12 protein-coding genes and 1 pseudogene are annotated in these 12,440 nt (G+C 59.4%); 10 read left to right on the top strand and 3 right to left on the bottom strand.

The features are described 5' to 3' along the window. The 5 genes and pseudogenes from KYE_RS21530 to KYE_RS02355 form a co-directional block, all read left to right on the top strand. A pseudogene (locus tag KYE_RS21530) lies at positions 1–460 on the top strand (xylulose 5-phosphate 3-epimerase); the annotation flags it as partial. Between the two features lie 141 nt (positions 461–601). Continuing rightward, positions 602–1,270: a methyltransferase family protein gene (locus tag KYE_RS02370; RefSeq protein ID WP_008170021.1), complete on the top strand. Its 669-nt coding sequence runs from the start codon at positions 602–604 to the stop codon at positions 1,268–1,270. Between the two features lie 316 nt (positions 1,271–1,586). Next, the gene (locus KYE_RS02365; protein ID WP_008170019.1) at positions 1,587–2,771 is read left to right on the top strand and encodes a porin; all 1,185 of its coding nucleotides are present in this window, start codon (positions 1,587–1,589) and stop codon (positions 2,769–2,771) included. Between the two features lie 12 nt (positions 2,772–2,783). Then, positions 2,784–3,098, top strand: coding sequence for a hypothetical protein (locus KYE_RS02360; protein ID WP_008170017.1), 315 nt, complete (start codon positions 2,784–2,786; stop codon positions 3,096–3,098). Beyond that, on the top strand, positions 3,095–3,448 hold the full coding sequence (locus KYE_RS02355) for a c-type cytochrome (RefSeq protein WP_008170016.1): 354 nt from the start codon (positions 3,095–3,097) through the stop codon (positions 3,446–3,448). The genes KYE_RS02360 and KYE_RS02355 overlap by 4 nt, the downstream gene beginning before the upstream one ends. 43 nt (positions 3,449–3,491) lie before the next feature. Here the strand turns inward: KYE_RS02355 and KYE_RS02350 are convergent, their stop codons facing one another. Continuing rightward, positions 3,492–3,797: an ArsR/SmtB family transcription factor gene (locus KYE_RS02350; RefSeq protein ID WP_008170014.1), complete on the bottom strand. Its 306-nt coding sequence runs from the start codon at positions 3,795–3,797 to the stop codon at positions 3,492–3,494. Between the two features lie 224 nt (positions 3,798–4,021). On the opposite strand from KYE_RS02350, the gene KYE_RS02345 reads away from it, so the two are divergent. The 5 genes from KYE_RS02345 (at position 4,022) to KYE_RS02325 (ending at position 9,695) form a co-directional block, all read left to right on the top strand. Next, positions 4,022–4,225 (top strand): DUF2892 domain-containing protein, encoded by a 204-nt coding sequence (locus KYE_RS02345; protein WP_008170013.1) that lies wholly within the window; start codon positions 4,022–4,024, stop codon positions 4,223–4,225. 18 nt (positions 4,226–4,243) lie between these two features. After that, entirely contained in the window at positions 4,244–6,706 is a 2,463-nt protein-coding gene (locus KYE_RS02340; RefSeq protein WP_008170012.1) for an efflux RND transporter permease subunit, read from the top strand. Next, positions 6,703–7,551, top strand: a complete 849-nt coding sequence (locus tag KYE_RS02335) for an outer membrane lipoprotein-sorting protein (RefSeq protein ID WP_008170011.1) — start codon at positions 6,703–6,705, stop codon at positions 7,549–7,551. The genes KYE_RS02340 and KYE_RS02335 overlap by 4 nt, the downstream gene beginning before the upstream one ends. 31 nt (positions 7,552–7,582) lie before the next feature. Further along, a complete protein-coding gene (locus KYE_RS02330; protein ID WP_008170010.1) occupies positions 7,583–8,992 on the top strand; it encodes a hypothetical protein in 1,410 nt (469 codons plus the stop codon). 97 nt (positions 8,993–9,089) lie between these two features. Further along, on the top strand, positions 9,090–9,695 hold the full coding sequence (locus tag KYE_RS02325) for an RNA polymerase sigma factor (RefSeq protein ID WP_008170009.1): 606 nt from the start codon (positions 9,090–9,092) through the stop codon (positions 9,693–9,695). Between the two features lie 95 nt (positions 9,696–9,790). Here KYE_RS02325 and ppk2 read toward each other — a convergent pair whose 3' ends face one another. Further along, on the bottom strand, positions 9,791–10,576 hold the full coding sequence (gene ppk2 / locus KYE_RS02320) for a polyphosphate kinase 2 (RefSeq protein ID WP_008170008.1): 786 nt from the start codon (positions 10,574–10,576) through the stop codon (positions 9,791–9,793). 361 nt (positions 10,577–10,937) lie between these two features. Continuing rightward, positions 10,938–12,206: an SAM-dependent methyltransferase gene (locus KYE_RS02315; RefSeq protein ID WP_008170007.1), complete on the bottom strand. Its 1,269-nt coding sequence runs from the start codon at positions 12,204–12,206 to the stop codon at positions 10,938–10,940. Positions 12,207–12,440 lie beyond the last annotated feature (234 nt).

The raw sequence follows: 12,440 nt of genomic DNA, 5'->3' as shown, positions 1-12,440 counted from the left end.
GGTGCGGGATGGCGCCATTGCTCTCAGTGAAGCCGGTGACGTGCAGTTGATCGCTGTCGGCGCCTATCAACTCCAGGTTTGCCAGGAGGTCGCTGAAGCGCTGGCTCAGCGGGGGCTTTCGTGTGGTGTGGTCTGCCTTCTCGAGCCCGGTCGATTCCGCAGCCCCCGGGATGCAATGGAGGCAGGGCATCAGTCTGGTACTTCTTTCAGGGCTGAGCTGTTCCCCCACGATACAAAACTCAGAGTGTTCGTGTGTCATATGCGCCCAGAGGCCTTGCTGGGAATCTGCCGACCTCTCGATCTCGGGCCTGACCGGACGCTGGCGTTTGGCTATAAAAACCATGGTGGCACCCTGGATACTTCGGGATTGTTGCTGGCCAACAAATGTGATGCCCATTCGATAGTGCAGGCGATCCTTGCAAAACGTGGCTCTTCAGGCGCTGATCAGGCGACATTGTAGCGATGGAGCGCGAGGATCGATTTACAACAGTCTTTACGGGGAAAAGTAAAGCGTTGGTGATCACCGTACTGATTCTCACACTAAAACAATCCGGGCGGCAACCGATGCAGCTAGCCGCCCCACATACAGGTCAATCATGCTATGAATGAATCGTTCAATCACGCTGGGGCCTGGGGCATCACACTGATCGTTATCGTTCTGGTGTCCTGGTTCTTTTACCGTTATTTCGCGCCGAAAAACTGGCGGGAATGGGCCGGCGCCGGAGTGGTGCAGGCCTTCATCATTGCACTTTATGCGGAAATGTACGGTTTTCCGCTCACTATTTATCTGTTGGTGCGTTTTTTTGGCCTCGACAGTGAGTATGTCAGCGCCAGCCTGTGGTCGACCCTGATAGGGCTGGGCGAAACCGGGATGTTGGTCTCAATGTTGCTCGGCTATGCGCTCGCGTTCACCGGGATCGGCCTCTTTATTCAGGGGTGGCGCCAGGTCCACAAGGCGCGAGGTGAAAACCGTTTGGTGAAAGACGGCTTGTATGCGTATGTGCGGCATCCGCAGTATACGGGGCTATTCATCGCTCTGTTTGGAGAAGGGGTGGTGCACTGGCCGACGTTATTCTCGGTCGGCCTTTTTCCGGTGATCGTGCTTGTCTACACATGGCTGGCTCGACGTGAGGAACGGCAGGTGCTCAAGGAGTTCGGTGAGGAGTACCGTGCCTACCAGCGGCAGGTGCCGATGTTCATCCCCCGCTGGGGGCGGTGGCGGCAGCTCGCCGCTGCGTCACGAAATAGTAGTGAAAATGATACGGTGTGACGCAGGTATTGGTTTTGCCGGTCGACTGGTTCGCATCAGGCTCGATTCCGTTGAGACGGCGTACAGGAGCGATCATTCCCGGGTGTCTGACTATACTGCGTGGCGCCCCCACATACGGTGCTGGCTCAATCTCATGATATCCGGCCATTGTAAAAACTGACTTGCATCAAGATCAGGGCGGCACGACTGACAATTTCAGTTTCGTTTCAGGTCAAGGGTGTCTAATTGTTCATGTTTTGGATCGATGGCTTTATTCGAAAGCCTTTTTCCGGAACAGCTATATACGTCTCTTCATCTAACCCAGAAGGGTGCACCTATGAAAAAACTCCATTTTATCAAGCTGTCGCTTGCGGCCTCCGTACTCGCAAGCGGGACTGCAATCGCAAACGAAGACACCGAATCAAAAATTGCCAACCTTGAGTCGCAGATCGCGGCACTGCGGGAGGATGTAAAGAGCAACAACCTCGATACGCTGTCCAAGCTGCACATGGCCGGATACGCCAACGTTGATGCCATAGCGGGCTCTGATCGACAGGAAGACGGTTTTACGGCAGCACGATTTGCGCCGATCTTTCATTTTCAGTTTTCCGACCGGGTGCTGTTTGAAGGCGAGTTTGAAGCCGAGACGGATGAAAATGGTGAAAGTGAAATCGCAGTAGAATATGCGACCATCGATCTTATCCTGAACGATTACATGGCACTGGTCGCGGGCAAGTTCCTGAGCCCGATCGGCCAGTTCCGCCAGAATGTCCACCCAAGCTGGATCAACAAGCTGCCGACCGCGCCCGTGGGCTTTGGTCACGGGGGCGCAGCCCCGCTCTCCGACCTGGGCGTTCAGTTGCGTGGCGGCATTCCGCTGAGCGGGTCGATGCGCGCCAACTATGCGCTGTTCACCTCGAACGGTCCGACCCTTGTTGTTGATGCTGATCCCGGCGAAGAAGTGGAAATTGAACTGGAAACCGAGGCTGCCGCATCCAATGGCGATGGTAATTTCGTCTACGGTGGCCGAGTAGGGTTCCTGCCGGTGCCTGCGCTGGAGCTGGGCCTGTCCGGCGCCCTGGGCAAGATCGGAGTGGCCGAGGGGCACGATGTGTCTGACCTGGCGGCGGGAGAGCCGGACCGTGACTACACAGTCCTGGGTGCGGACGCCGTTTACAACCTTGACACCCTGCAGCTGCGCGGTGAATTCATCCAGCAGACCGTGGGAAGCGAAGCCAACAGCGCGGTTGCCGGTGGCGCGGTGACCGAAGAACTCGAATACACTGCCTGGTATGCGCAGGCGGCCTACCGGGTGCCGGATACCAAGTGGGAAGGCGTTGTCCGCATAGGTGACCTGGACACCCCGGGTGCCGATGCAAACCGCTCCCAGTGGTCTGCAGGGGTGAATTACCTGTTCGCAAACCACGTTATCATCAAGGCGGCCTACACCGTGGATGATTACGATGACAACGCTATCGACGATGACGAGCGCTTCAACATTCAGTTGGCTTACGGCTTTTAAGAGGGTATTAACATGAAACTAATGAACCGCAACCTCATCAGTAATGCTGCACTCATGGCTGCGCTTTTCTTCGGTGGCGCAGGTTCAGCCGCTGCCCAGGACGCCGACGATCCCATGGCGTTCGTCCGGGGCGCCCAGTCATGGGCCGACAACTGCGCACGGTGTCATAACATGCGCGACCCGGCCGAGTTCCGTGACGATTTCTGGGAGCCATCCGTGCTTCATATGCGTCTCAGAGCGGGCTTAACCGGGCAGGAAACAAGGGATATCCTGACCTTCCTCCAGAAAGCCAATGATCCGGCAGATAATAAGGGGGAGAATAAATGAAACGATCGTCTTTTCTGATCGCCAGCCTGGTCGCCGGGAGCTTTGCCTACTCAGGCGGAGCCGCGGCTCAGGCGGACAGCGTGGAAGCCGGCGAAAAGCTCTATAACTCCACCTGCGTTGCCTGCCATGGCGCAGACGGAAAGGGCAAGCTGCCCGGCGTTCCTGACTTCACAAAGAGCGATGGCCGGCTGACCAAGAGTGACGATGTATTGGTTACCAATATCATGGAGGGTTTCAAGAGCCCCGGCTCATCCATGGCGATGCCCGCCAAGGGCGGCATCAGCTCATTGACCAAGGAGCAGGCGGAGGCCATGGTTCTATACATGCGCCAGGCCTTTGCCAGCAATTAGTAGTTGAAGTAGGGCAACTCGAAACTCCTTGTTGCCCTACTTCTTAGCATGCGTCGTTATCGCAGAACAGCTCATACAGAACTTCTATGATCCGGCGCGCCTCCTCTCCCGCCAGGGAGTAGTGTATGGTCCGCGCTTCGCGGCGCGCAGATACCAGGCCGTCCTTGCGCAGCAGGGCGAGTTGCTGGGAGACGGCCGCCTGGCGCATCTCCAGTGCATCCGCAAGTTCGCTCACCGCCTGCTCGCCGTCGACCAGTTGGCAGAGGATCATCAGCCGGCTCCGCCCGGAGAGGGCCTTTAGCAGATTGGTGGCCTGATCCGCCGCTTCCGACATCTGATTTTTATTCATACATTCATAGCTCTGCAATCGTGAACATGTTAGGCTTGGTTCAGATGATCGGCTGCTCTTGGCCAGGTAGTCAAGTGTTGCCCGTCGTCGTCTGGCAGGCCCCGGCTCTCCATGGTCCGGCACGTGGCCATGCCAGGTATTGTGTACGGGTGCTTTCAGTGCAGCCAGCGCAGTGCGCAATCTGCTGAAAGTGCCGGAACGCGCTACTATAACAGGAGGGGCATATGTCTATCGACCGCCTTGTACTCGCCTTCGCAGGATCTTTCATTCTTGTAAGTCTGGCTCTCTCCCAGCTCCACTCGCCTCACTGGCTGTGGTTCACCGCGTTTGTGGGCGCCAACATGCTGCAGGCTGCCTTCAGCGGATTCTGCCCTCTGGCGAAGATCCTCAAGGCCCTGGGCAAGAAGCCCGGCGCCGCCTTCGATTGACGCACGGAGGCACTGTAAATGTCTGAAAACACCGAGAGTTCGTGGCTACAGTTCGCCACTGACCGTCCTCGACTGACCGTTTGGGCCATGGTGGTTGCCACGCTGGCGCTGGTGGCGCTGGCGGCGCTGCCAAGCGTCTGGCCCGAGCGGTTCGGTCTGCTTAATCCGCTGACCATCGATACCGACCCCGAGAACATGCTCTCTTCCGACGAACCCGTGCGCGTTTTCCACGACGACATGAAGGAGCAATTCTCGCTTTATGACATGGTCGTGGTGGGTGTGGTCAACGAAAGCAACCCTGACGGGGTATTCAATGTCGGTTCGCTGCGGCGCATCTATGAGCTGACGGAGTATGCCAGTACGCTCAGGTGGCCCGATCCGGACAACCCGGGCCGGCAGGAGGGCGTGGTTGAGGAGGATATGCTCGCGCTCTCGCGGGTCGACAACATTGAGCAAGAGGGGGTCGGCTCGGTTCGTTTCAGCTGGCTCATGCCAGAGCCGCCGGATACCCGCAACCAGGCGCTCGCTATTCTTGAGCGGGCGCAACGCATTCCGCTGTTCGACAATACCCTGGTCAGCGCCGATGGTAAGGCAGTCGCCCTTTACCTGCCGCTGACCAGCAAGGACATGAGTTACCGGGTCCGCGAAGCCCTGCTTGACAAAGTCGCTGGCTGGAAGGATACCGGCGATCAGGTCTACATCACCGGGCTGCCCGTGGCGGAGGACACGTTCGGTGTGCAGATGTTCTATCAGATGGCGATCTCGGCGCCACTGGCAATGCTGGTCATCTTCCTGGCGATGTGGTGGTTCTTCCGCCACATCCGGCTCATTACCTCGGCGATGATCGTGGCGATGGTGGCGGCCGCGAGCACCATGGCGCTGCTGGTGATCAGCGGCAGCACCGTCCACATCATGAGCTCGATGATCCCCGTATTCATCATGCCCATTGCGGTGCTGGACGCGGTGCATATCCTCTCGGAATTCTTCGATCGCTATCCCCTGCATCGTGACCGCCACCGGGCCATCCGGGAGGTTATGGGGATACTGTTCAAACCGATGCTGTTCACCACCCTGACGACGATGGCGGGGTTTGCCTCACTGGCACTCACCCCGATCCCGCCCGTTCAGGTGTTCGGCATCTTTATCGCGATTGGTGTGTTCCTGGCCTGGTTGTGCACGGTGACCTTCATTCCGGCTTACATCATGCTGATGCCGGAGCGGCGGCTCACCGGCTTCGGTCACGCCGCCGGGGACCCGGACCAGGATACGGTCATGGGGCGCTGGCTGCGTCGCCTCGGCGAGGGCGTGGTCAGCCACGCCAGGGCGGTGCTGGTGGTTACCATGGTCGTGGTGGTGGCCGCCGGTTATGGCATCAGCCAGATCCGCATCAACGATAACCCGGTCAAGTGGTTCGAGCCCGAGCACCCCATCCGGGTGGCAGACCGGGTGCTCAACGAACATTTCGGCGGCACCTACATGGCCTATCTGGCGCTGGTTCCGGAGGGGGATAACGCGGCCCAGGACAACCAGATCTTCAAACGCCCCGAAGTCCTGCGCTACATCGCCAGGTTGCAGCAGCGGCTGGGCGAGACCGGCGTGGTCGGCAAGTCCAACTCCGTCGCCGATCTGGTCAAAACCGTTCACCGCGAACTGCTGGGCGGCGATGACGGAGCCTTTCGCATTCCGGACAGTCCGGCGGCGGTTGCGCAGACCCTGCTCACCTACCAGAATGGCCACCGCCCCCAGGATCTCTGGCACTTCGTTACCCCCGACTACCGCCGTGCCAGCATCTGGGTTCAGCTTACCAGTGGCGACAACCGGGATATGAGCCGGGTGGTTCAGGCGCTCGACGACTTCATCGCGGCCAACCCTCCGCCTGCGTCGATCCAGGCACGCTGGTTTGGTCTTAACTACATCAATGTGGTCTGGCAGGACAAAATGGTCAGCGGCATGGCCATGGCCCTGTTCGGCAGTTTCGTGGTCGTGCTCCTGCTGATGGCCTTATTGTTCCGCTCTTTGCTCTGGGGACTGTTGTGCATGATTCCCCTGACTGTGACCATCGGGGCCATCTACGGTCTGATCGGTATCATCGGCAAGAACTACGATATGCCGGTCGCCGTGCTGAGCGCCCTGAGTCTGGGACTCGCCGTGGACTACGCCATCCACTTCCTGGCCCGCGCCCGCGCCACCCAGGCTGAGACAGGCTCCTGGCGTCGCTCGGTGGCGCCGATGTTCGGCGAGCCGGCACGAGCAATAACCCGCAACGCCATCGTGCTTGGCGTTGGTTTCCTGCCGCTGCTGGCTGCACCGCTCGTGCCCTACCAGACGGTGGGGGTATTTATCGCGGCCATTCTGTTGACCGCCGGCCTGAGCACACTGCTGATCCTGCCGGCACTGGTAACCCTGCTGCAACGATGGCTGTTTCCCGGTGCCCGCAGGGCCGCCCCGAATCCGCAAAACCAAGAGGAAGGCGTGCAATGAGTAGATACTGGCCTGTTACCCTGTTCCAAAAGCTGGCCCTGGTGGTGATCGCTCTGGGCATCACGCCCATTGCCCTGGCCCAGGATGCCGGCGCTGCGCCCTCGGTGGAGCGCATTGTCAACCGTGCCAATATGGTCTCCTACTTTCAGGGGCGTGATGGCCGCGCCAGGGTCGCTATGACCATCACGGATAGCCAGGGGCGTACCCGTAGTCGCGAACTCACCATTTTGCGGAGAGACGGTCCGGAGACAGATGCCGTTGAGGGGGGCGCCTATCTCGGCGAGCAGAAGTACTATGTCTATTTCCGACGACCGGCGGATGTGAGCCAGATGACGTTGCTGGTTTGGAAACACCAGGACCGGGACGACGACCGCTGGCTGTACCTGCCGGCGCTGGATCTGGTTAAGCGAATTGCCGCTTCCGACAAACGCACCAGCTTCGTCGGCTCGGATTTCTTCTACGAGGACATCTCCGGGCGCAGTATTGATGCCGACAGCCATGAGCTGATTGAAACCACGGATAACTACTACGTAGTGCGCAACAAACCCAAGAGGCCCGGGGAGGTTGAGTTCGCCTACTACGATGTCTATATCCACAAGCAGTCGTTCCTGCCGGTTCGCACCGAGTATATCGACGACAGTGACAACCTCTACCGGCGTTACACCGCGCTGGCGGTGGAGAACATTCAGGGTTACCCCACGGTCGTCAAGGCGAGGATGGAGAATCTGCGTAACGGTGGCACCACGGAACTGACCTACAGCGGCATTGACTATGACCTGGGCCTGCCGGAAGACGTGTTTTCGGAGCGCTACCTGCGCCGGGCACCAAAGGAGTACTTGCAGTGACCACCGGTGCACTGAGAGCAGGAGGGCGTGGATGAACACCAGAAGCCTGCTCTGGGGCATGTTGCTGGCGGGTATCGGTCTCGGTGTGGCGCCCGGGGCGCTATGGGCGGCCGCGCCCGAGCTGCCGGAGGGGCTGGGTGCGCCCGCCAGCGATACCGAGGAACCGGCCCTTCCGGCAGGCCTCGGGGGTGAGGCCGGGGCAGAACAGACCACCGACCGACCGGCTGCGGCGGCGCTGCCATTTCGTCTGCGCGGCTTCTGGGAGGCCCGCGGCGGAACCCGGCTGGGCGATGATCCCCGCCAGCGCGATCTCTCCATCGCCGAAACCCGGTTGCAGCTCGAGGCGGAGAAGTATTTCCGGGGAGCAACGTTGCGCCTTACCGGCGATTTTCTCTATGACGACCTGGACGATGATCGGTCGGTGGACCTGGAATCGGGTGAGGGCGCGTTCGACCTGCGCGAGGCCAGCCTGGTGTTTTCGCCGAGCGCGGATACCGATGTCAAGCTGGGGCGCCAGATACTAACCTGGGGAACCGGCGACCTGGTGTTCATCAACGATCTGTTTCCCAAGGACTGGGTCTCGTTTTTTATCGGCCGCGATGTGGAGTACCTCAAGGCGCCCTCAGACGCGCTGAAGGTTTCGGTTTTTTCCAGTTGGGTCAATCTTGACCTTGTCTACACCCCCCGGTTTGACGCGGATCGCTTCATCGACGGTCGCCGCCTCTCGTTCTTCAACGCAGGGCAAGGCCGGCTGACAGGGCGCAATGCCGTTGTAATGACGGACCGCCCGGCGGACGCGTTCGAAGACGACGAGTGGGCCGCCCGGCTGTACCGTAACCTTGGCGCCTACGAGGTCGCGCTCTACGGCTACGACGGCTTCTGGAAGAGCCCGGCCGGGGCTGATCCGGCCAGCGGTCGGGCCAGGTTTCCTCCGCTGTCGGTGCTCGGCGCCAGCCTGCGCGGGCCGGTGGGGGCCGGCATCGGCAACGTCGAGCTGGGCTATTACGATTCCCGCGCAGACCGCGATGGCGACGATCCCACAGTACGCAACAGCGAGCTGCGCCTGCTGCTCGGCTATGAGCAGGAAATTGCCCGTAACCTGACCCTGGGCCTGCAATACTACCTTGAGCGCATGGGCGAGTTTGAGGCCTACCGGCGGGCCTTGCCCCCTGGTGCCCCGGTGCGGGACGAGAATCGCCACGTCCTCACCCAGCGGCTTACCTGGCTGACACACAGCCAGAATCTGGCGTGGTCGTTGTTCCTGTTCTACTCGCCCTCGGACCGGGACGCGTACCTGCGCCCCCGGGTGGGCTATCAGGTTGATGATCATCTCTCTGTTGAAGCCGGCGGAAACCTGTTTTTCGGCGCCCGGGAGGAAACCTTCTTCGGTCAGTTTCAGGACAACAATAACCTGTATCTGGGGGTGCGCTATGGGTTCTGAAAAGGTTAGGTGTTGATGGCCCGAGGTTCCGGTTGTTTTTCTTGCTATTCTGACGCCCGTTTGAGAACTTTGAGGCAGACCGATAGCGGGAGTTGGTATGAAAAACGATAACGACAGGGAAGTGCCGGGCAATGCCGTGCATGCCGTCATGGAGGAAATCCACCGGGATTTTCTGCATTTCCTGACTCGCCGGCTGGGGGATAAGGACGAGGCCGCCGACGTCCTGCACGATTTCTACGTCAAGGTGCTCACACGCAGTGGTGACGTGCGCGAGACTGAAAAGCTTCGTGCCTGGATGCGCCGGGTTCTTGAGACCAGCCTGATTGATTATTACCGGGCGCAGAGCAAAAAACGCCAGTCTGAGCAGGCGCACCACGATCTCGAAGCAGCGCTGCTCGATGACGACTTTAAAAACGAACTGGATTTTATTGTCTGCACGTGCCTTTACAAACTCCTGCCGACCCTGAAGCCAGAATACGCTGAAATTCTGTGGCACGCGGAGCTGATCGGCGAATCCCGTGAAACCATCGCAGCGGTGCTCAATATTTCGGCGAGCAATCTGAGGGTGCGTTTGCATCGGGCACGGGAGGCTCTGCGAAAGCGGCTGGAAGAGACATGTGGGAGCTGCCCCATCCATGGCTATCTGGATTGTGGCTGCGATTCCGGCGCTGCTCAGTCCAGTTACGGTGGTGCTGCTGGCTGAGCTCGTGCGGGGATGGGGCCAGTTCCTCAGCGGCGAGAGCCACTGACATGCCCGTTGCCTGGCTTGTCAGTGGCTGTCACAGCTGATGATGGCGGTTACGGTGCGATCCGGCCGTTGTCGAGATGCTTCGGGTTAAAGGTAAAGACGATGTCGGGATCCGGGGTGGCGGCGTGTTCGTCTTTTTCCGGGCAGTCCACCAGTGACATCAAATGACGAATAACATTGAGCCGGGCCTGTTTTTTATTGTCGGCCCTGACGACATACCACGGCGTGATCTGGTTGTGCGTGCGCGCGAACATCTGGTTGCGCGCCGCGCTGTAGTCGTTCCAGTGTTTGATCGCGACCTTGTCGACAGGACTGATTTTCCACTGCTTGAGGGGGTCAACACGACGATCCTTCAGCCGGCGTGCCTGCTCCCCCTTTGAGATATCCAGGTAATATTTGAACAGCTGAATCCCGGAATCCACGAGCATGTGCTCGAATGGCAGTACCGAGCGCATGAACTCCTCATATTCCGTGTCCGTACAATAGCCCATAACGCGCTCGACCCCGGCGCGGTTGTACCAGCTCCGGTTCATCAGGGCCATTTCCCCGGTCGGGGGCAAGTGCGGGACGTAACGCTGGAAATACCACGAGCGACGATCACGGTCGGACGGCCTGCCCAGCGCCACGACTTGAGTTTCGCGTGGGCTCAGGTGCTCCGTTATCCGCTTGATGACGCCGTCCTTGCCGGCGGCATCGCGGCCCTCGAACAGGATGAGGATCCGCAGGTTGTTCCTGATCAGGTGCCTCTGCAGTTTGACCAACTCGATCTGAAGCGTCCGAAGGGTCTCCTTGTAGCCCTTGGCTCCGAAAGGTTTGCTCTTTGTTTTCTGGCTCATTTTCAGATTCCCTGAATGCTTGGTTATTGCAGCCTGGCGGTGCCGGGACGCTGGCTATCGTGGTTCGGAGTTTTTGCGCCTCTTCGCAGTGTCCGAGCCCGCGTTTTTCGAGCTTCGCGAGCTTCTCCTTGAATATGGGTATGTACATTGTGACCATGCGAGTCTGTTTTCGATCAGTCTGTTCTCCGGGCATGCCGTGCCCCTCCCTGTTCAGCTTGAGTTCAGCTCCGGGGCTGAGGGCAGGCCCGGAGTCGATCAGGACCACAGGTCCCGCCGACTTTAAGGACGGCTAGCGGAGAGTTGCGTTACAGTTTGATGACAGTTATTGGCCGGTCGGACACCTCCGGCCCTATGAAAGCCATCAGTTGGCGTTCCATGCCGGGTGATCGGAGATGTTCTCTCCGTCCCTGGTGGCCGGTTCGCCCAGTCTGTCCCGGCTGGCCAGGTAATCCCGCGTGAGCGGTACCGCGTCCTGTTTTTTGGCAAGCTGGATCTGAAAGACGACAAGACCGTCGTGCCGGAATGCCACTTCGCTGGCAACCAGGTAGAACCGCCACATGCGGCAGAACCGCTCGTCATAGATCGACCGTACCCGGTCCAGGCTGGCCTCGAACCGATTGCGCCATTCCTTCAGAGTCTCGGCGTAATGAAGCCGCCACACCTCGACATCGGTGACATAGAGACCGGATTGCTCGACGACGGCAAGGATTTCCGACAGGGCCGGGCTGTAGCCACCGGGAAATATGTATTTGGTGATCCAGGGGTTGGTTGATCCCGGTCCGTCGGCCCGGCCAATTGTGTGCAGCAGTGCCACACCATCGTCTTTGAGCCGGTCTCGCAGGGTGGCGAAGAACTCCTTGTAGTGTGGCACTCCGACATGCTCAAACATGCCCACCGACACGATCCGGTCAAAAGTGCCGTCGATGTCGCGGTAGTCTTGCAGCCGGAACCGGGCCTGGTCGCCAAGACCCTCGGCCCGGGCACGTTCTTCGGCGATCCTGTGTTGCTCTTGCGACAGGGTTACCCCGGTGACCCGGGCACCATAGTCACGGGCAAGGTGAAGCCCAAGCCCGCCCCATCCGCAGCCGATGTCGAGAACCCGTTGTTCCGGCGCCAGGAGGAGTTTGCTGGCGATCAGGGATTTCTTGTTTCTTTGGGCGGTTTCCAGGGTGTCGCCCGGTTCGCGAAAATAGGCGCAGGAGTATTGGCGGTCGGGGTCCAGAAACAGGTCATACAGCGTGCCGGACAGGTCGTAATGGTGTGCCACGTTGCGCTGAGCCCGCCCGGCCGGGTTGAACTGCGCCAGTCTGCGATGAAGCTGACGGAGGTTTGCCTGCCAGCGAAGGTGCCATGCATCGGACTGGCGCTTCAGGTTGATGACCAGCAACTCAATCAGACCATAGAGGTCATCCTGGTCGACCGTGAGTGTACCGTCCATATAGGCCTCGCCCAGTGTGAGCTCGGGATTGATCAGGAGTTTGCGTGGCAGGGAGTGCGCGTGAAAACGCATGGTGGCGGAGGGTGTCGACCCGTCACCGTATTGTATTGATCGTCCGTCAGGATAGACGACAACCAGGCTCCCCTGCCTGATCAGACGCTTCAGAAAAATCGAAAGCAGTTTTATCCACATCGTGTTTTCTCGTTGCTGCGACCTTTGTGTCGTTGAAATGATCACTTCTCCGGATCATTTGATTCCGGGTTGTACTAGCGAAGCCGGCGTACCGGCACTTCGCTGTTCGAGTAATCACATCAGTAAACTATATACTATGACGGCAAGTCGGCCTGTTCGTTACACGCCCGCGGCTTGCCCCGGATCACCCGGCCCCAAAACAGCTGTAACGGATATCTTTTTTTTGCGTCTGGT

Origin of the sequence: Marinobacter manganoxydans MnI7-9, from assembly GCF_000235625.1 — a bacterium.
Classification (GTDB): Bacteria; Pseudomonadota; Gammaproteobacteria; order Pseudomonadales; family Oleiphilaceae; genus Marinobacter; species Marinobacter manganoxydans.
The sequence above is the reverse complement of the archived record's forward strand: the minus strand, read 5'-3'. Positions and strand labels throughout refer to the sequence as shown.